The sequence below is a fragment of the Streptomyces sp. NPDC043680 genome, assembly GCF_056436685.1.
Genome location: NZ_JBWKCE010000002.1, coordinates 605,394 through 624,771, shown reverse-complemented (window position 1 = coordinate 624,771; position 19,378 = coordinate 605,394). Strand labels below are relative to the sequence as shown.

The window sequence follows — 19,378 nt, the reverse complement described above, 5'->3', positions numbered from 1 at the left end:
GCCGGAGAAACGGTCCGTCCGGACATATCCGCAGGGATACGCCGATGAACCGCCGACGGCGGCGTACCGGTGACTGGCCCGCCGCGCACTGCCTCCCATCCGGACTTTCACCGTCGGTCCAGGAATTTCACCTGGTCAACCGGCCGCTGGCTGCGGACGGGTCGCGGACTATACCGCCGGTTCGGAATTACACCGACCCCGGAGTGCGCTGCTTACTGGTACTGGAGCCAGTCTGCCACGGGTGATCGGCGGCCATGCGAGTGAGGAGCTGTGGCCTGGGTCACAGGACGGCCTTCCGGCCGGAGTCCGTCAGGTCCCGCCGCGGTTGGTCCAGACCTATTGACGAGGTGGTCTAGTCCTCTTAACGTTCCCTTCATCTTCCCCGGGAGACAGCCCGTCAGATGTGCGCACGTCACGGGCCGACACGCACCACACGTACGCCTGTTGTGCCCTTTCCGTGCCCCCCTCCTCCCCTCCCCAGGAGGCACCATGCTGTCCCCCACACGTACGAGAGCGATGCTCCTGGTATCCGGCGCCGCAATAGCCGGACTGCTGGTGGGCGGGCTTTCGGCGGGCGTCTCCCAGGCCGCCGACAACGAAGGCTGTCGCCCGGACGGGCTCTACAAGACGGCCGGCGTCGACGTCCCCTACTGCTCGGTCTACGACTCCGAGGGCCGCGAGAAGATGGGCGCCGACCACCAGCGACGCGTCATCGGATACTTCACCGGCTGGCGCACCGGCAAGGACGGCACCCCCGCCTACCTCGCCGGCAACGTCCCCTGGTCCAAGGTCACCCACCTCAACTACGCCTTCGCCCACGTCGGCGCCGACAACAGGATCTCCGTCGGCGCGGACAACGCGAACAACGCCGCCACCGGGACGACCTGGCCGGGCGTCGCGGGCGCCGAGATGGATCCGGCCCTCCCCTACAAGGGCCACTTCAACCTGCTCAACAAGTTCAAGAAGCAGTACCCCGGCGTCAAGACGCTGATCTCGGTCGGCGGCTGGACGGAGACCGGGGGCTACTTCGGCGACGACGGCAACCGGGTCGCCTCCGGCGGCTTCTACTCGATGGCCACCAACGCCGACGGCTCCGTCAACCAGGCCGGCATCGACACCTTCGCGGACTCCTCGGTCGAATTCATCCGCAAGTACGGCTTCAACGGCGTCGACATCGACTACGAGTACCCGACCACGATGAAGGACGCGGGCAACCCGCTGGACTGGCAGCTCTCCAATGCGCGGCGAGCCGGGCTGGTCAAGGGCTACGCGGCCCTGATGAAGTCGCTGCGCGAGAAGCTCGACCGCGCGGGCGCCGCCGACGGCAGGCACTACCTGCTCTCCGTCGCTGCCCCCTCCTCCGGCTACCTGCTGCGGGGCATGGAGACCTTCCAGATGCAGAAGTACCTGGACTACGTCAACATCATGTCCTACGACCTGCACGGCGCCTGGAACGAATACGTCGGCCCGAACGCCTCCCTGTTCGACGACGGCAAGGACGGCGAACTCGCCGCCGCGGGCGTCTACTCCACCTCCCAGTACGGCGGCATCGGCTACCTCAACTCCGACTGGGCCTATCACTACTTCCGCGGCTCCATGCCGTCGGGCCGCATCAACATGGGCCTGCCGTACTACACCCGCGGTTTCAAGAACGTGCAGGGCGGCACCGACGGCCTGTGGGGCAAGGCCCCGGCCACCGCGTGCCCGGCCGGCGCGGGCCTGACCAAGTGCGGTGACGGCGCGGTCGGCATCGACAACCTGTGGCACGACCTGGACACCAACGGGGTCGAGTCCCCGGCCGGCTCCAACCCGATGTGGCACGCCAAGAACCTGGAGAAGGGGGTCGTCGGCGACTACGCCACCCGGTACGGTTTCCCCGCGAACACCACCCTGACCGGCACCTACGTACGCAAGTACAGCTCCACGCTGGTGGCTCCGTGGCTGTGGAACGAGCAGAAGAAGGTCTTCCTGTCGACGGAGGACGAGCAGTCGGTCGCCGCCAAGGCCGACTACGTGGTGAACAAGGGCATCGGCGGCACCATGGTCTGGGAGCTGGCGGGCGACTACGCGTACAACTCCGCCAAGGGCCAGTACGAGATGGGCGACACGCTCACCACCACGATGTACGAGAAGTTCAAGTCGGCGGCCCCGTACGGAGCCAAACGCGCCACCACCGCCCTGCCGAGCCAGGCGATCAAGGTGGACGTGGACTTCGGGCAGTTCCCGCTGGGCGACTCCAACTACCCGATCAGCCCCAAGCTGAAGATCACCAACAACACGAAGGCGACCCTCCCGGGCGGTACGGAGTTCCAGTTCGACTACTCCTCCTCGGCGCCGAACAACGCCAAGGACCAGTCGGGTTGGGGCACCGCGGTCATCCGCAGCGACCACACGGGCAGCAACGTCGGCGGTCTCAAGGGCGACTACAACCGGGTCTCGCTCAAGCTGCCGTCCTGGCAGTCGCTGGCACCGGGCGCCTCCGCGGAGATCGACTTCGTCTACTACCTGCCGACCTCGACCCCGTCCAACTGGACGGTGAGCTTCGGCGGGAGCACGTACGCCCTCGCCGGTGACCTGGCCCGCGGTACGACCGTCGTCGAGCCCGGCGGTGCGACCACCACGCCGACCACCCCGCCGACCACTCCCCCGCCCACGACCACGCCGCCGACCAGCCCGCCTCCGGGCGGCACGTGCACCGGCCAGGCGTACGCGGCGGGCACGGTATACACCGCCGGGCAGGTCGTGTCCCACAAGGGGCACCGCTGGAAGGCGCAGTGGTGGACCCAGAACGAGGAGCCGGGCACCACGGGCGACTGGGGCGTCTGGAAGGACCAGGGCGCCTGTTGACGCGCTCCGGATGAGGAAGCGTGAGGACCCGGTGGCCCGGCGGCCACCGGGTCCTCGCACGTACGCTGCTGCCGTGAGCACACAGACAGCCGCCTCGGCCGCGGATTTCGAGGAGCACCGGGGCCGGATGTTCGGCATCGCCTACCGCATGCTCGGCTCCGCCGCCGAGGCCGAGGACACCGTCCAGGACGCCTACCTGCGCTGGAGCTCCGCCGACCGCGAGCAGATCGAACACCCGGGGGCCTGGCTCGCCAAGGTCGTCACGCACCTGTGCCTGAACCGCCTCACCTCGGCGCGGGCCCGGCGCGAGGAGTACGCAGGGCCCTGGCTTCCGGAGCCCGTGCTCACCGGGGACGGAACGCTCGGCCCGCTGGAGTCGGCGGAGCAGCGGGACAGCGTCTCGATGGCCCTGCTGGTGCTGCTGGAGCAGCTCACACCGGTCGAGCGGGCGGTGTACGTGCTGCGCGAGGCCTTCGCGTACGGCCACCGCGAGATCGCCGGGCTCCTGGACCTGTCCGAGGCCAACTGCCGCCAGCTCTACCGGCGGGCCGCGGGCCGGGTGTCCGCTCCGAAGCCGCGCTTCGCGCCGGACCCCGAGCAGTGGCGGAGCCTGGTGGAGACCTTCCTGACGGCGGCGCGGGACGGCGACCTGACCCGGCTGGAGAGCCTGCTGACCGCCGATGCGCGGTTCGTGGGGGACGGCGGCGGGGTCGTCAGCGCGGCCCGGCGGCCCGTCCTGGGCCGGGACAAGGTGGCCAGGTTCCTGGTGGGCGTGCTGCGCAAGTGGACGGGCGGCCACTCGCTCACCTTCGCGGAGGTCAACGGGGAGCCGGCGCTGGTGTTCGGCGGGGCCGGAGTCCTGCTGGTCGAGTTCGAGGACGGGCTGGTCAGCGGTATGCGCAGTGTGCTGAACCCGGAGAAGCTGGAGTTCCTCCAGCGGCAGCTGTCACATTCCTGAGGGCTGTCCGGTCTCGGCTGGTGAACGCATCCCCTTCTGGGAAGGAACGGACACCATGAGCACCATCCTCGTCACCGGAGGCACCGGGACCCTCGGCACGCTGGTCGTCGCGAGGCTGCGCGCGGCGGGCCACGACGTGCGCGTCCTGAGCCGGCGCGCGAAGGACCACCCGGTGGACCTGCGCGACGGCAGCGGGCTGGACGCGGCGATGGCCGGCGCGGAGGTGGTGGTGCACTGCGCGAGCACGCCGCGGGGCGGTGACGACGTGGCCGCCGGACATCTGGTCGAGGCTGCCCGGCGGGCGGGGACGGTCACGAACATCGTGTACATCTCGATCGTCGGGGTGGATGTGGTGCCCTTCGCGTACTACGAGGTGAAGTACAAGGTGGAGCGGCTGCTGGAGGACTCGGGGCTGGGCGCGACGATCCTGCGGACGACCCAGTTCCACGACCTGGTGGCGACGGTGACGGAGACGCTGGCGAAGGTGCCGGTGCTGCCGGTGCCGCTGCCGAAGGGCGTCCGGGTGCAGCCGATCTCCGTCGAGGAGGTCGCCGACCGGATGGCGGAGCTGGCGGTCCCGACCCCGGCGGGCCGGGTCCCCGACATGGGCGGCCCGGAGATCCACACCCTGGTGGAGCTGGGCCGCGCGTACCTGGCGGCGACGGGGCGCAGGCGGCCGGTCGTCCCGCTTCCGCTGGCGGGCAAGGCGTACGCGGCATTCCGCCGCGGCGGCAACCTGGCGCCGTCGCATGCGGTGGGCCGCACCACCTTCGCGGAGTTCCTGGCGCGCCGCGGTTAGGCCCCCGCGTCCCGCGCCTTCCGGACCCTGCGTCTCGTGCCGTTCACCGACGGTCGCGCTCCCGGCTCGCCCTAGGCGTGCGGGCCCGCGGCCACCGGGCCGATGGTGAGGTCGGGCAGTCCTTCGAGGATCGCGGCGGTGCGTTCCGCCTCGCGTTCCAGCGCTCGGCGGTGCGCGGCGTCGAGTGCGGCCAGCCGCGGGGGCCGAACGTCTTGACCAGCGACCGGTCCGTCCACAGCGCCCGGTGGACGTCCGTGCGGGTGGCTCCGTCGAGGCGGAGCGCGAGGGAGAACTCGGCGGCGGACAGGACCTGGGCCTGCGCGCCCAGCATGGCTGCGGCGACTTCGGCGGCGTGGACGCCGGGTGGGGCGGGGCCGGTGAGGAACTGCCGGCGGAGCCGCCGGGCGTTCACCGCGGCCCAGGCCACGCTGCTGGTGGGCACGTCCCCGACGCTACCGGCCGGCCGGCGGCTCGGCCGCCCGGGACTCGGCTGCCCGGGGCTCGGCCGACAGGGGCGCCGCCGTCAGGCACTCGGCCGCCCGCGGCTCCGCCGCCCGGCGCTCGGCCGTCAGGGGCCGAAGAGGGTGTTCTGGGCGGCTTCGCGGGCGGCCAGGCGGGCGCCCGTGAGGACCGCCGGGCCTCCGAGTGCGGTGGCGCGGACCTCGGTGGGGACCGGGGTCAGCGTGGCCAGCCGGGCGGCGACCGCGGCCGCCAGCGCGTCCCCGCCCGCCCGGCCGAGCTCCCCCGCCAGGACCACGCACCCCGGGTCCAGGACGGCCGCGACGGCCGCCGCACCGAGGGCGAGCCGCGCCGCGAGGGCTTCCAGGAAGGCGGTCCCGGCGGCGCCGGCCACCGCCTCCTCCACCGGCCCGGTGAAACCGTGCTCCGTGGCCAGCGCGGCCACCGCCTCGCGGCCCGCCAGCGCGTGGAAGCCACCCCCGCAGTCCCTGGCGGAGGGCAGCCCGTCCGTGCCCGGCACCGGCAGGAAGCCGATCTCCCCCGCCCCGCCGGAGGCCCCCCGGCGCAGCCGGCCGTCCAGGACCACTGCCGCGCCGACGCCCGCGCCGAGCCACAGCAGCACGAAGGAGTCCAGGTCCCGGGCGGCGCCCACCCGCTGCTCCGCGAGGGCGGCGAGGTTGGTCTCGTTCTCCACCACCACCGTGGCCGGCAGCCGCCGCCCGAGGGCGGCGACGAGGTCGCGGTGCCAGGAGGGCAGTCCGGCCGTGCCGCGCAGTTCCCCGCTGCCCGGCGCGACCAGGCCCGGGGCTCCGACCACCACCGTGTGCAGCGGATCGGCGCCGGCCTCCCTGGCGAGGGCCTCCAGGACGTCGACGGCCTCGTCGACGGCGTCCACCGGCAGTGCGGCCTCTGCGAGCGGCCGGCCCAGCAGGTCCGTGACCACCGCGGTCGCACGGTCCGTCCGTACGTCGAGGGCCGCCAGATGGGCCCGGCGGGCGACGATCCCGTACAGCCGGGCGTTCGGGCCGCGGCGCTGTTCCCCGGACTCCCCCACGACCTCGATCAGCCCGGCGTGGGCGAGCCGTTCGACCAGGTCGGCGACCGACGGGCGGGAGAGGCCGGTCTTCGCCTTGAGCTGGGTGGCCGTCAGCGGCCCCTCCTCCTGGAGGAGTTGCAGGGCGAGCCGGTCGTTGATGGCCCGGGCCGTGCTCGGCGACGCCGGCGTCACGGGCGGGGCGGGGGAGACGGACGACGTCGATGCAGGTGACACGGCGACGGCGGTCAGGGCATTGGCAGGAGTCACGGCGCCCATCCTAGGCAGCTTCCCGCCCCTCACTATCAGGCAGGTTCCCTGATAGTTTAATGCCATGACCGGGGAAACCGACCTCAGCCCTGCGCGCCTGCGCCAAGCCCGCCTCGCCATAGCCGCCGTCTTCTGCACGCACGGAGCCGTCACCGGCTCCTTCGCCACCCGCATCCCGTGGATCCAGGAGCACGCCCACCTCGGCGCGGGCTCCCTGGGGCTTGCCCTGGCCTTCCCGGCCCTCGGCGCGGCGCTCGCGATGCCGCTGGCGGGGCGGATCAACCACCGTTTCGGGGCCCGCCCCGCACTGCGCGGCCTGCTGGCCCTGTGGACCCTGTCCCTCGTCCTGCCGGCCCTCGCGCCGAACCTGGCGACCCTGTGCTTCGCCCTCCTCGTCTACGGGGCCACCTCGGGGATGTCGGACGTGGCGATGAACGCACTGGGCGTGGAGACCGAGAACCGGCTCGGCCGCTCGGTCATGTCCTCCCTGCACGGCATGTGGAGCGTGGGCGCGCTGCTGGGCTCGGCCGCCGGCACCGTCGCCGCCCACACCGGTGCCGACGCCCGGCTGCACCACCTGCTCGCCGCGCTGGCCCTGACCGCGGCCGGGCTGGTCTGCGTACGGGGCGTGCTCGATCTGCGCAGCGCGGCCGGGGCCGAGGCTCCGGCTCATTTCGCACTGCCGCCGCGGTCCGCGCTGCTGATCGGGGCGATCGGCTTCTGCGCGGTCTTCGCGGAGGGGGCGAGCCTGGACTGGTCGGCGGTCTACCTGCGGGACGTGCTCGACACCGACGCCGGCCTCGCAGCCGCCTCGACCACCGCCTTCGCTCTCACGATGGCCGCCGCCCGGCTGGCCGGCGACCGGGTGGTGGACCGGTTCGGGCCGGTGCGCACGGTCCGGGCAGGCGGCGTCCTGGCCACCGCGGGCGGGCTGCTCGTGGTGACGGCCGGCCATCCGGCCGCGGCCCTGGGCGGGTTCGCACTGATCGGGCTCGGCATCTCGGTCGTGGTCCCGCTGGCCTTCGCGGCGGCCGCCCGCAGCGGGCCGGCCCCGGCGCAGGCCATCGCCGGTGTCGCCACGATCACGTACACCTCGGGACTGATCGCGCCCTCGGCGATCGGCGCGGTGGCGGACGCGAGCTCCCTCGTGGTCTCCTTCGGGCTGGTCACCCTGCTGGCGTTCGCGCTGGTGGCGGGTGCGGCCGTACTGCGGCAACGGCCGGCCGCGCGTGCGGCGGAGCCCGCCGATCGGGATGAACCCGCCCGTGTCCGCCCGTATCCCCCCGTCGCGTAGGGCCCGGCCGTCGGCACGGCCGTTTCGTACGCGGGCCGTTCGCTCTCGTTCTCGGCGCTCTTCCGCAACCGGGTTCGCCCGAACCGGCGAAGCGCACGGCCAAGTTCCCCGGATCCGCGCCCACGGCTGGGACCCTGCCTCCCATGGAAGCGGTGCTCGCGCGGATGCGCGCCCTGGACGAGCGGCTCCCCGCGCAGGACGGTGTCGCCGTCTTCAACCGGGTGTACCTGACGGTCACGCAGACCCTGCACGAGCGCATCGGCCGCGGGGAGTTCCCCTCGCCGCGGCGGGCGCAGACCCTGAGCGTCCGCTTCGCCGAGCGGTACCTGACGGCGGTGGAGGCGGACCGTGCCCCGGCCTGCTGGCGGCCGTTGCTCCAGTACCGCCGCCATCCCGGGGTGCGGCCGCTGCAGCACGCGCTGGCCGGGATCAACGCGCACATCGGGCACGACCTGGCCCTGGCGGTGGTGTCCACCTGCCGGGCGCTGGACTGCGAACCGCGGGCCCTGGAGGCCGATTTCGACCGGGTCGGCGACACCCTGGTCTGCCTGGAGGAGCACATCCGGGAGGACCTGATGCCGGGCCCCGACCTGCTGGAGATCGCCGACCCGCTGACGCACCTGCTCGGCTCCTGGAGCCTGGACCGGGCCCGCGGCGCCGCCTGGTCGGCGGCCCGCCTGCTGTGGACCCTGCGCCGTACGCCCGAACTGGCCGAGGAATTCACGGAGTCCCTGGACGCGGGCGTGGGTCTGGTGGGCCGCTGCCTGCTGACCCCGACCGGCTGATCCCACCGGCCGAAGCGCCCCGGCGAAGCACCCGGCAGGAGCCGCGTACGGCATGTGAAAACGGGCCGCCGCCGCGCTGTGTGCGCGGGGGCGGCCCGTGGTCACGGGGCCGGAGGGACCGGGCGGGTCAGTCCTCCGGGAGTTCGACCGGGGCGATCTCGTCGTAGACGTCGCCCGGGCCGGGGTTGGTGGCGTCGGTCGAGCCGCCGAGGTGGTGCATGACGCCCCAGACGGCGTTCAGGGCGGTCTGGACCGCACCCTCGGCCCAGCCGGCCGTCCAGGAGATGTCGTCGCCCGCGAGGAAGATGCCGCGCTTGTCCTCGGGGAGGCGGTCCTGCATGAAGTGGGTGAACAGGCGCCGCTGGTAGCGGTAGTGGCCGGGGAGGTTGGCCTTGAACGCGCCCATGAAGTACGGCTCGTTCTCCCACGACACCGTCACCGGGTTGCCGATGATGTGGCGTCGGATGTCGACCTTCGGGTAGATCTCGCCGAGAGACTTCAGCATGACCTCCATCCGCTCGTTCGCGGACAGCGGCAGCCACTTCAGGCTGTCGTCGCACCAGGTGTACGACAGGCAGATGACGGCCGGCTGGTCGGGACCGTTGTCCAGGAGGTACGTGCCGCGCGTCATGCGGTCCGTGAGGGTCATCGACATGACGTCGCGGCCCGTCTCCTCGTCCTTGTCGAGCCAGAACGGGCGGTCCACCGGGATGAAGAGCTTCGAGCTCTCCATGTAGTGGGTGCGCTCCATCGCCGTCCAGTGGTCGATCGGGAACAGCGAGTCGTCGCACGCGATCTTGGACAGCAGCATCCAGGACTGTGCGGTGAAGATCGCCGCGCGGTAGGTGCGGATGTCGCCGGAGGCGTCGGTGACCGTGATGCGGTTCCCGGCCGTGCGGTGCAGGCGGGTCACCGCCGGGCGCGGGGTGCCCTCGTGCAGGGAGGACAGCGAGGTGCCCGGGGCCCAGTGGACGATCTTCTCGGGCTCGCGCTCCCACAGGCGCAGCGGCAGCTGCTGCGAGCCGCCGACGATGCCGCGGTGGTGGTCGTCCGCCTCGGTGTAGACGACGCGCAGGATCTCCAGGATGGAGTTCGGGAAGTCGGTGTCCCAGCCGCCCGTGCCGAAGCCGACCTGGCCGAAGATCTCGCGCTTGCGGAAGGACTGGAAGGCCTCGGACTTGCAGAGGAACCCGTAGAAGGTCTCGTTGTCGAGCTTCTCGACGAGCTTGGCCCAGATCTCGCGGATGCGCGGGACGTCGCGCTCGCGCATCGCCCGGTTCATGTCGGAGAAGTCGGCGCCCTCGTCGAGGCACGCGTTCCACGCGTCCGCGACGTCGCGGTAGATCTGCGGCAGGTCGGCGATGGTCTCGGCGTAGTGGGTCTCGCCCTTGAGGTCCACGACGGTCGAGGGGGTGGCCTCGGCGAGCGGGTTCGGGAAGGGCTCGGTGACCAGGCCGACGAGGTCGATGTAGTGCTGGAGCGCCGTGGAGGAGGGCGGGAAGCGCATGGCGCCCATCTCCGCGGTCAGACCCTCGGTGCCGGTACCCTCGAAGCCCACGGTCCGCAGCCGGCCGCCGATCTGGTCGGCCTCGTAGACGACGGGCTTGAGGCCCATCTTCATCAGCTCGTACGCGGAGATGATCCCGGACAGGCCGCCGCCGATGACGGCGACCTCGGTGCCGTGCTCCGTCGCCGGTATCTGGCCCAGCCCCGCCGGGTGGGCGAGGAAGTCGTCGTACGCGTACGGGAAGTCCGGGCCGAACATGGTGATCGGCGGCTGTCCGTCGCTGTGCGGGACGGCGGTGGTGGGCACCGTGGACGTCATGGGGTACGGCTCCTTGCAGGGTGGGGCAGGGGGGGAGGGCGCGGGCGGGGCTCAGACGAGGGAGGCGTAGAGCCCGGGGCGGCGGTCGCGCAGGTAGGGGTTGGTCTCGCGGGAGGCGCGCAGCAGCTCGGGGTCGGCCTCGCCGAACACCAGCTCCTCGCCGCGGCCGGCCCGGGTGCGGGTGGCCCCGTCGGGGCTCGCCAGGCAGCTGAGTCCGACGAACTCGAACTCGCCTTCGGGGCCGGTGCGGTTGACGTACGCGATGTACATCTGGTTCTCGAAGGCCCGTACGGGGACGAGCTGTTCGGCGACGAACTGGAACGGGTGCATCTGCGCGGTCGGCACCAGGAGGAGGTCGGTGCCGGCCAGCGCGTGGGCCCGCACGTTCTCCGGGAACTCCACGTCGTAGCAGATCATGATGCCGATGCGGAGGCCGCCCAGGTCCGCCTGGACGACGGGGGTGTCGCCGGGCGTGAAGGCCTCCTGCTCGAAGCAGCCGAAGAGGTGGGTCTTGCGGTAGTTCGCGAGCCGCGTCCCGTCGGGGCCGATGAGCTGCGCCGCGTTGTAGACGGTCTCGCCGTCCCGCTCGGGGTAGCCGTACAGGACGGCGACCCCGTGGCGGCGGGCGATCGAGCCGATGGCGTGGGCGGATTCGCCGTCGGCCGGCTCGGCGAGACCGGCGATGTCCTCGACCGGCAGGGCGTAGCCGGTGAGGAACATCTCCGAGGTCACGAGGAGTCCGGCCCCCGCCTGTGCGGCGCGCGCCGCGGCCTCGTCGAGCGCCTTCAGGTTCTCGGCGGTGTCGCCGAGCCGTCCGGAGCTCTGGAGGAGGGCGGTGCGCAGCGGGGGCATGGGCGTACCTCTGGGGCAGGAGGGGTGGGGTGTCCTACGAAGGTACGTTTGCGCGTTCGACCCCGACAAGCCGTGACTGTTGCGCTCCGCGCATCGAATCGTTGCGTGTTTCCGGCGCGGGGCGGAGATTCGTTGCGCCGGGGCCTGTGGTGCCTCGCGGGAGGGCGGTCTCAGGCGTCCCCGGCGCCTCCGGGGTCCCCGCGGAAGGCGGGGTGGGCGCTCATGCGGCGCAGGTCCTCCAGGATATCGGTGGTGTCGTTGCTGACGATGCGACCGCTCCAGGTGTCGCACAGGGCGGGGACGGCCAGGGTGCCGTCGTAGTGGTGTCCGGCGGCCTCGTAGGCCCGGCGCAGTGCGGTGTACGAGGCCTGCGGCCCGAGCACGGTGGCGGCGACGCTTCGATCCAGCCCGAGCAGGGCCAGGGTGTCCGCTACGCGCCCGGAGAGCGGACAGCCGTCGGACAGGTAGAGGCGGTAGCGGTGCGGGACCGGGGAGAACCCGGCGCCGATGCGGCCCCGCAGGGCGGGCGCCGGGCCGGTACGGGGCAGGACCATCTGAAGCATGACTCTCCTGGGGCGTGGCGGAACGCCCGGCGGCGGGCTGCGCGCCGGGTCACGGGGCCGTGCGGGAGACGTACGCGGCCGGGGCGGGCGCCGGCGAACGACGGCCGGGGCGGGCGGGCGCCGGCGGGCGTCGGCGAAGGACGGCCGGTGCCGGCGGGCGTACGGAGGCGGGAAGGTCAGGCGGCGGCGCGGAATGCGCTGCAGACGCGCAGGAGGTCGATGTGCAGGCGCCGGGTGAGCCACCAGCGGCGGAGGGTCTGCGCCCCCGCTTCCGCCGTCCAGGCCATCTCCACCCGCTCCGTCCTGCCCTCTCGGCGCGTCGGGGGCTTGGCGCCCCGGGGATGTGGCGCCCCCGGGGGCATAAATTCACCCGCGTCGGACGCTGACCCTCGTGACCGTCGTCCCCAGCAGTCTCGTGGCGGCGCGCAGAGCCGTCAAGAAGGTGTCGGCGCCCGGCCCGGACCGCCCGAGTAAAGGAGCTCTCCCCCTCATGTCGCCCGACACCGGCACGGTTTCCCCCGCCCCCGCTCGCGATGTCGCCGCTGTTCTGGACAACCCCGTCTGGTCGGCTCTGACCGGGCCCGCCCGCGACTTCGCCGAGACGGGCCCCGCGGGGCTCGCCGCCCGCTACGTCGGGGACGCCTCTCCGTTCGCGGCGCTCGCCGACCCGCAGGACCCGGCCGCCTGGGCGGATCTGGCCGCGCTGGCCGGCCCGGGGGCTCCGGTGTGGGTCACCGGGCTGCTGACACCGCCCGCGGGGTGGACGACGGTGGCTTCGATAGCGGGCGTACAGCTGGACGGCCGGGCGGTCCGGGCCGAAGCGGCGCCCGAGGCGGTCCCACTGGGGCCGGCCGACGTGCCGGAGATGCTGGAGCTGGTGGAGCTGACGAAGCCGGGCCCGTTCCTGGACCGCACCGTGGAACTGGGCACGTACCTCGGGATCCGGCACGAGGGGCGGCTCGTCGCGATGGCGGGCGAGCGGATGCGGCCGCAGGGCTGGTCGGAGATCAGCGCGGTGTGCACCCACCCGGACCACCGCGGCCAGGGCCTCGCGGGCCGCCTGATCCGCGCGGTGGCGGCGGCGGTCACCGCACGCGGCGACCACCCCTTCCTCCACGCGGCGGCGGACAACGCCCCGGCGATCGCCCTGTACGAGTCGATGGGCTTCACGCTGCGCAGGCGCCCCCTCTTCCTGGGCCTCCGAACCCCGGACGCGCAGGCCTGAGGCAATCCCGGCGCCGCGGCCCGAGGATGAGGGGATGAGGGGATAACAAGCAGTACACCAACGCCGCCCGCACGACTCGCAGTCGACGCTGTACAGCTACAACAAGCTCGGGCAGCTCGCCCAGGTCACCGACCCGGGCAATGCGAAGTGGACAGCCACCTACGACGCCCGCGGACGCCAAGTCGAGTCGAGTCGAGTCGAACGACCCGGACAAGGGCGTCACGAAGGTCACCTACGACGCCGGTGACCGCACCGTGGACGTCACCGACGCCCGCGGTATCACGCTGGACACCGACTACGACGACCTCGGCCGCCCTACCGCCGTCAAGCAGGGCGCGATCGTGCTCATCGCGCAGGTCTACGACACGGTCGCCAAGGGCCGGGTGGCGAAGTCCACGCGCTACGTGGATGGCACGGCGTACGAGTCCCAGTTCCTCGCCTACAACAACCTCATCGCCGGCCAGATCCTGACGGCCAAGCAACCGGCCATGGGTGACCTGCCCGCCGAGACGGTCGGCAACCGCAAGACCGAGACCAAGCACAAGACGGCCTCGGGTCCGACCGCCGACACCATCCGCACCTACACCCCGCCGACCGCCGGCAATCACGATCTCACCAAGGTCATCTAGACAGGCACCGACCCGCACGACGAAACCTTCACCTACGACGAGAGCGGCAACGTCAAGGCCCGAAAGAGCGGCACCGGCGAAACCCAGTGCCTCGCCTGGGACGTCGAAGGCCCCCGAAGACCCTCCACCTGGGCACCACCAGCAACTCCTTCCTTTACGGCGCCGTGGCCGTACGGGAAGGCGGAAAGCTCACCTTCCTCCTCGCCGATCACCACGGCTCCGGCACCACACAGATCACTGCGGACGCCTCCCGGGCCGTGACCCGCCGCAGGACCGGGCCTTTCGGCGAGATCCCTGGCACCCAGCCCATCGGGGGAGATTTCTGAGATTAAATGGCAGAAATCCACTCTCGGATATCGACTCCGCCTGGTAAATGGAGCGGCTGACGCAGCCAAGAAGTTCTACCCAAAGGCCTTTCAGAAGACCCGGGATGGGAAAGGGGCAAGGACGCGGCTCTTGGCTGACACGGAAGCCATGAGAGATTCCTCGTCCAGTGGGTCGGGAGACCCGCTGCGACATCAACGGTCCGGCTTCGCGCCGGAAATCGTCTCCGTGGCCTTCTTCATCCTCTGCTTGATCGTGGCACTGACTGGCCAGTGATCACGATGGGCGGTCCGGCGGGTACTACCTGCCGGACCGCCGTGGGGGAACCGGGGTACCGAGGCACACCGACTTGATGGCGCTCCTGAGGGGCAGTTGGGACAGTGCGCGTGGTCCCGACTGCCCCTCAGCACGTTCACCGACTCCGGCAGCTTCCCAGCGCGTGCCCTGACACTGGCACGGCTCCCTGCCGAGGCGGCCGAGGCGGCTGGAGTGCGGTTGCGGGGTTTTGGGAGGCGGGGAGCGGTCAGACGCGGGGGTAACCCACCGAAAGGAACTGCCATGACCGACGTCTCAAGGCTGCCCGGCGCCGCCAGCCATCACTGGCAGTGGCAGCTGCGTGCGGCTTGCCGGGAGCTGGGCCCGGGCCGGTTCTACCATCCGGCCGGGGAGCGGGGTGAGGAGCGGGAGGACCGGGACCAGGCCGCGAAGCGGGTCTGCGCGGTCTGCCCGGTCCGCACCGCGTGCCTGGAGCATGCCCTGCGGACCCGGGAGCCCTTCGGGGTGTGGGGCGGGCTGACGGAGGAGGAGCGCCGGACGCTGCTCAGCCGTACCTCCACCGAGCAGGAGCGGCGCCGGCTGATAGGCCGTGCCTCGGCCGAGGCCGCCCACGCCACCGCGGGGGCACGGGCCTAGGCCGGGGCGCCCGAGGTGAAGCGGCGGAGGAGCGGGGAGAGGACCAGCACCGATTTGGTGCGCTCCACGAACGGCTCGCCCGCGATGCGTTCCAGTACCCGCTCGAAGTGCCGCATGTCGGAGGCGAAGACCTGGACGAGGGCGTCCGCGTCGCCGGTGACGGTCGACGCGGACACCACCTCGGGGTAGCGCTCCAGACCTCGCCGGATGTCGTCGGGCGAGGTGTTGTGGCGACAGTAGATCTCTATGAACCCCTCGGTCTCCCAGCCCATGGCGGCGGGGTCGACCCGGACGGTGAAGCCGGTGATGGCTCCCTCGGCCCGCAGCCGGTCCACGCGCCGCTTCACGGCGGGGGCCGAGAGCCCGACCTCGGAGCCGATGTCCGCGTAGGAGCGGCGGGCATCCTCGGCGAGGGCGTGCACGATGCGTTCGTCGAGATCGTTCAGTCGCACTGCGGGTGGATCACATTTCTGCTGTGGCCAGTCGGGAGCGGCGGATGCCGTACACGAAGTACACCACGAGGCCGACGGCCATCCAGACACCGAACGCGACCCACGTGGCGACCGGCAGGCTGTACATCATGTAGCCGCAGGCGAGGAAGCCGAGGATCGGCGTCACCGGGAACAGCGCCACCTTGAACGTGCGCGGCATGTCCGGCTTGGTGCGGCGCAGGATGACGACGGCGACGTTGACCAGGGCGAAGGCGAAGAGGGTGCCGATGCTGGTGGCGTTGGCGAGTTCGCCCAGGGGGATGAAGGCCGCCAGCGCGCCGCAGAAGAGGGAGACGATGAGGACGTTGGCGCGCGGGGCACCGCTCTTCTCGTCGACCTTGGCGAAGACCTTGGGCACCAGGCCGTCGCGGGACATCGCGAACAGGATGCGGGTCTGGCCGTAGAGGACGGCGAAGACGACGGAGGCGATGGCGACGACGGCGCCGGCCGCGAGGACGACGCCCCAGACGCTGGTGCCGGTGACGTCGGTCATGATCTGGGCGAGTGCGGCCTCGGTGCCCTCGAAGTCCTGCCAGGGCATGGCGCCGACGGCGACGAAGGCGACGAGGACGTAGAGGATGGTGACGATGCCCAGCGAGAGCATGATCGCGCGGGGCAGGTCCCTCTTCGGGTTCTGGGCCTCTTCACCGGCGGTGGAGGCGGCGTCGAAGCCGATGTACGAGAAGAAGAGGGTGGAGGCGGCGGCGCTGATGCCGGTGACGCCGAGCGGCGCGAGCGGGGCGTAGTTGCCGGACTTGATGCCCATGACGCCGATGCCGATGAAGAGCACCAGGGTGACGATCTTCACCACGACCATGATCGTGTTGATGCGGGCGCTCTCCTTGGCACCGCGCATCAGGAAGACCATGGCGAGCAGGACGACGACCAGGGACGGCAGGTTGATCCAGCCGCCGTCGCCCAGCGGGGCGGCGGAGAACTTCTCGGGGAGGGTGACGCCTATGGTGCCGTCGAGGAGCTCGTTGAGGTACTGGCCCCAGCCGACGGCGACGGCCGAGACCGAGACGGCGTACTCCAGGACCAGGCACCAGCCGCAGACCCAGGCGACGAACTCGCCCATGGTGGCGTAGGAGTAGGAGTACGAGGACCCGGAGACGGGGACGGATCCGGCCAGCTCGGCGTAGGACAGGGCCGAGAACAGCGCGGTCAGGCCCGCGATGATGAAGGAGATCGTCACGGCCGGGCCGGCCTTCGGGGCGGCCTCGCCGAGGACCACGAAGATGCCGGTGCCCAGGGTGGCGCCGATGCTGATCATCGTCAGCTGCCACATGGTGAGCGAGCGGCGCAGGACGCCGCCCTCGCCCTGGCCGCCCTCGGCGACGAGCTGCTCGACCGGCTTGCGGCGCAGCAGGGGGTGCGCGGGCTTGCGGGTCTCACCGTCGAGCGGTGGCGCCTGGCCGTGATCGAGCACGAGAGGACTCCTTTGACACTGCGGATGGGGACTGAGGCATCGACCGCAGCGGTCCGGAGCAGGACAGGCGTGAGCCTGGGCATGGGGGACCGCCGAGCAGGCGGTCCACGCCACTCCACGTACAGCGAGTGAGCCTACGAGCTGAGTGATACTGCCCGTAATGCACCATCCTTGCACATTGGCGCACGATCGTTGCGCGGATCTGTCCGGGATGGCCCTTTGTTGCGCGTGGATGTTCGATCAGTGCGCAGGCACCTCCAACCCCCTTTCTTGACACTTCGTCAGTCCTGCCGCAGCGTGCCGCCATGGATCCGGACCCCCGCCGGGCCGACTCGCCGAGATCGCGGACATCGCGGACACCACAGACATCACGGCCGCCCGTACTCGTCTTGTACGTCCCGGCCGCGCCCTGGCGGCGTACGCCATGGGCAGACGTTGGCCGCGCACGGCGGGGTAGGCGTCAAGTTCCCCCATCCGAAGATCGGAGGCGAGCAGTGACCACCGAGGACACCGCCCCGCACGCGCCGTGCACCACCCCGTGGCTGGACCCGGCGCCGTTCCTGCGCGGGGTCGCCTGGCTGGACCGGGGCCGCCCGGTACGGGCCGACCCGGCCGACACCATGCGGCTGCCCTGGGACACCGGCGAGCGGGCCACGCTGCCCATCGGGGTCCGGCTGGAGTTCACGGCCGAGGGGGCGCACGCCGTGGAGATCCGTTACCGGGCGACCGTCCCCGGGCCCACCGACGCCCTGCGCGACCTGGCGCACGGCTTCGCGCTGTGGGACCGCCACGGGGTGGTCCGGGAGGTCTGGACCGAACCGGCCGAGGAGGCCCTCGTACGCATCGAGCTCCCCGGGGGGCGCGGACCCTTCACCATCCACCCGCCCGAAGCCCAGGCCCCGGTGATCCTCGGCGTGCGGGCGGTCGGCGGCGCCCTCGCCCCCGCCCCGCCGGCTCCGCGCTGGGTGGTGCACGGCGACTCGATCACCGAGGGCTGGTGGTCCACCCGGCCCGCCCACGGCTGGCCCGCGGTCGCCGGCCGGGCGCTCGGCTGGGACACGGTCAACCTCGGCTACGCGGGGGGCGCGCGCGGCGAACTCGCCACCGCCGAGCAGCTCGCGGCCCTGCCCGCCGATGTCCTCACCCTCGCCTTCGGCACCAACTGCTGGTCACGCGTGCCGTTTTCGGCGCCGCTGATGTACGAGACCACCCGCGCCTTCCTCGACCTGGTCCGCCACGGCCACCCCCGTACCCCGCTGCTGCTCCTCTCCCCCGTCCTGCGGCCCGACGCCGAGCGCACCCCGAACCGGCTGGGCGCCACCCTCGGCGCCCTGCGCGACGCCATGGAGCGGGCCGTCCGGGACCGGATCGCCGCCGGGGACGGCCGGCTGGTCCTGCTGCCCGGGCACGACCTGCTGGGCCCCGAGCACCTGGCGGACGGCCTGCACCCCAACGACAGCGGACACCAGGTCCTCGGCCTCGCTGTGGCCACGGCTCTGCGGCGGGCCGGGTTCGCCGCGGGGTGAGTGAAACAGCCCACACCGCCCCTCGTGAACAGAACGGCCACCACACGGCGTGTCCTTCGCAAGCTGCCGACGCACCGCACCGGCGGGGCGGCGGACACGGAGACACCACACGTGGGAGAGATCAAGATGGGCATCAAGCGCGGAACCACCCTGGCCGCCGTGGCCGTTGCCGTCGCACTGACCGCGACGGCCTGCGGCGGGGACGACACCAAGGCCGGCGCCGCCAAGCCGGCCGGGGCCGCCGCCGCCGCTCCCGCTTCCGGCTCCGACTACGGGTCCGACTACGGCGCGGGCTCTGCCGCCGGTTCCGGTGCGAAGGCCGCCGGGCAGCTGGCCGTCGCCCAGAACGACACGGCCGGCCCGGTGCTCACCGACAGCGCCGGCCTCACCCTCTACCGCTTCGACAAGGACACCGCCAAGCCGCCGAAGTCGAACTGCGAAGGGGACTGCGCCACGACCTGGCCGGTGGTCGCGGCCGGTGACGCGACCGCCGCCGCCGGGATGGACCCGGCGCTGCTGGGCGAGGTGGTCCGCGGCGACGGCAGCAAGCAGCTGACCGTGGCGGGCTGGCCGGTGTACCGCTACGCCAAGGACACCAAGGCGGGCGACCTGAACGGGCAGGGCGTGGGCGGCACCTGGTTCGCCTTCGCGCCCGACGGGAAGAAGGCGGCGAAGGCGGCGGCCGCGCCCCAGGCCCAGGATGCCCAGGGCACCCAAGGCGCCCAGGCCGCCCGGGGCGCGCTGACCGTGGCCAAGGACCCCAAGCTCGGCGACCACATCGTCGACGGCAACGGGATGACCGTCTACCGGTTCAAGAAGGACACCGCCTGGCCGATGGCCTCCAACTGCACGGGTGACTGCGCGGCCAAGTGGCCGGTGGTGCCCCCGGTGGACAAGGCCGACGCCAAGGGCATCGTGGAGAAGGGCTTCTCCGTCCTGGACCGCCCCGACGGAAAGAAGCAGCAGGCGATCGACTGCTGGCCCGTCTACACCTTCACCGGCGACAAGAAGGCCGGTGACATCAACGGGCAGGGGGTCGGCGGTACCTGGTACGCCGTCTCCCCCGACGGCAAGCTGATCACCACCTCCTGATCACCACCTGCTGATCACCACCTCCGGATCATCACCTCCTGACCGCCCCCTCCCTCCACTCACGA

The 19,378-nt window shown here is 72.0% G+C and carries 17 protein-coding genes and 1 riboswitch; of the genes, 10 read left to right on the top strand and 7 right to left on the bottom strand.

Annotated elements, in window-relative coordinates; translation table 11 throughout:
• Nucleotides 1-81: 81 nt before the first annotated feature.
• A riboswitch (FMN riboswitch) is annotated at nucleotides 82-211 on the bottom strand.
• A gap of 278 nt (nucleotides 212-489) precedes the next feature.
• From AC0666_RS06235 to AC0666_RS06225, 3 genes are all read left to right on the top strand, one after another.
• Entirely contained in the window at nucleotides 490-2,847 is a 2,358-nt protein-coding gene (locus tag AC0666_RS06235; RefSeq protein ID WP_478707174.1) for a chitinase C-terminal domain-containing protein, read from the top strand.
• Between the two features lie 73 nt (nucleotides 2,848-2,920).
• The gene (locus AC0666_RS06230) at nucleotides 2,921-3,805 is read left to right on the top strand and encodes an RNA polymerase sigma-70 factor (protein ID WP_468583567.1); all 885 of its coding nucleotides are present in this window, start codon (nucleotides 2,921-2,923) and stop codon (nucleotides 3,803-3,805) included.
• A 55-nt stretch (nucleotides 3,806-3,860) separates the two neighbouring features.
• A complete protein-coding gene (locus AC0666_RS06225; protein ID WP_478707173.1) occupies nucleotides 3,861-4,604 on the top strand; it encodes an SDR family oxidoreductase in 744 nt (247 codons plus the stop codon).
• A 43-nt stretch (nucleotides 4,605-4,647) separates the two neighbouring features.
• On the opposite strand, the gene AC0666_RS06220 is transcribed toward AC0666_RS06225, so the two are convergent.
• Both AC0666_RS06220 and AC0666_RS06215 read right to left on the bottom strand, forming a co-directional pair.
• The gene (locus tag AC0666_RS06220; protein WP_468971008.1) at nucleotides 4,648-5,046 is read right to left on the bottom strand and encodes a DNA glycosylase AlkZ-like family protein; all 399 of its coding nucleotides are present in this window, start codon (nucleotides 5,044-5,046) and stop codon (nucleotides 4,648-4,650) included.
• A gap of 126 nt (nucleotides 5,047-5,172) precedes the next feature.
• Entirely contained in the window at nucleotides 5,173-6,375 is a 1,203-nt protein-coding gene (locus AC0666_RS06215; protein ID WP_468971005.1) for an ROK family transcriptional regulator, read from the bottom strand.
• 55 nt (nucleotides 6,376-6,430) lie between these two features.
• Between AC0666_RS06215 and AC0666_RS06210 the strand changes: the two genes are divergently transcribed.
• Nucleotides 6,431-7,660 (top strand): MFS transporter, encoded by a 1,230-nt coding sequence (locus tag AC0666_RS06210; protein ID WP_478707172.1) that lies wholly within the window; start codon nucleotides 6,431-6,433, stop codon nucleotides 7,658-7,660.
• Nucleotides 7,661-7,803: 143 nt separating this feature from the next.
• Nucleotides 7,804-8,445, top strand: coding sequence for a DUF5995 family protein (locus AC0666_RS06205; protein ID WP_468970999.1), 642 nt, complete (start codon nucleotides 7,804-7,806; stop codon nucleotides 8,443-8,445).
• A gap of 127 nt (nucleotides 8,446-8,572) precedes the next feature.
• Here the strand turns inward: AC0666_RS06205 and AC0666_RS06200 are convergent, their stop codons facing one another.
• The 3 genes from AC0666_RS06200 to AC0666_RS06190 form a co-directional block, all read right to left on the bottom strand.
• On the bottom strand, nucleotides 8,573-10,270 hold the full coding sequence (locus AC0666_RS06200; RefSeq protein ID WP_361720495.1) for a flavin monoamine oxidase family protein: 1,698 nt from the start codon (nucleotides 10,268-10,270) through the stop codon (nucleotides 8,573-8,575).
• A gap of 51 nt (nucleotides 10,271-10,321) precedes the next feature.
• Nucleotides 10,322-11,122: a carbon-nitrogen hydrolase family protein gene (locus tag AC0666_RS06195; RefSeq protein ID WP_361720492.1), complete on the bottom strand. Its 801-nt coding sequence runs from the start codon at nucleotides 11,120-11,122 to the stop codon at nucleotides 10,322-10,324.
• Nucleotides 11,123-11,292: 170 nt separating this feature from the next.
• Nucleotides 11,293-11,685 (bottom strand): hypothetical protein, encoded by a 393-nt coding sequence (locus AC0666_RS06190; RefSeq protein ID WP_468970995.1) that lies wholly within the window; start codon nucleotides 11,683-11,685, stop codon nucleotides 11,293-11,295.
• Nucleotides 11,686-12,175: 490 nt separating this feature from the next.
• Here AC0666_RS06190 and AC0666_RS06185 point away from each other — a divergent pair, with 490 nt between their 5' ends.
• The 3 genes from AC0666_RS06185 (at nucleotide 12,176) to AC0666_RS06175 (ending at nucleotide 14,775) form a co-directional block, all read left to right on the top strand.
• Nucleotides 12,176-12,910 carry a GNAT family N-acetyltransferase gene (locus AC0666_RS06185; protein WP_468970992.1) on the top strand — a complete coding sequence of 245 codons (735 nt, stop codon included), beginning with the start codon at nucleotides 12,176-12,178 and terminating at the stop codon, nucleotides 12,908-12,910.
• A gap of 140 nt (nucleotides 12,911-13,050) precedes the next feature.
• Complete coding sequence (locus AC0666_RS06180) at nucleotides 13,051-13,539, top strand: hypothetical protein (protein ID WP_478707171.1); 489 nt, start codon at nucleotides 13,051-13,053, stop codon at nucleotides 13,537-13,539.
• A gap of 882 nt (nucleotides 13,540-14,421) precedes the next feature.
• On the top strand, nucleotides 14,422-14,775 hold the full coding sequence (locus tag AC0666_RS06175; protein WP_468970984.1) for a WhiB family transcriptional regulator: 354 nt from the start codon (nucleotides 14,422-14,424) through the stop codon (nucleotides 14,773-14,775).
• On the opposite strand, the gene AC0666_RS06170 is transcribed toward AC0666_RS06175, so the two are convergent.
• Entirely contained in the window at nucleotides 14,772-15,227 is a 456-nt protein-coding gene (locus AC0666_RS06170; protein WP_007262967.1) for an Lrp/AsnC family transcriptional regulator, read from the bottom strand. The two genes, AC0666_RS06175 and AC0666_RS06170, sit on opposite strands and share 4 nt — an antisense overlap.
• 10 nt (nucleotides 15,228-15,237) lie before the next feature.
• Nucleotides 15,238-16,695 (bottom strand): amino acid transporter, encoded by a 1,458-nt coding sequence (locus AC0666_RS06165; protein WP_478707170.1) that lies wholly within the window; start codon nucleotides 16,693-16,695, stop codon nucleotides 15,238-15,240.
• Between the two features lie 494 nt (nucleotides 16,696-17,189).
• On the opposite strand from AC0666_RS06165, the gene AC0666_RS06160 reads away from it, so the two are divergent.
• Nucleotides 17,190-18,221 (top strand): GDSL-type esterase/lipase family protein, encoded by a 1,032-nt coding sequence (locus AC0666_RS06160; RefSeq protein WP_468970978.1) that lies wholly within the window; start codon nucleotides 17,190-17,192, stop codon nucleotides 18,219-18,221.
• A gap of 126 nt (nucleotides 18,222-18,347) precedes the next feature.
• The gene (locus tag AC0666_RS06155) at nucleotides 18,348-19,313 is read left to right on the top strand and encodes an SCO0930 family lipoprotein (RefSeq protein ID WP_468583829.1); all 966 of its coding nucleotides are present in this window, start codon (nucleotides 18,348-18,350) and stop codon (nucleotides 19,311-19,313) included.
• Nucleotides 19,314-19,378: the final 65 nt, after the last annotated feature.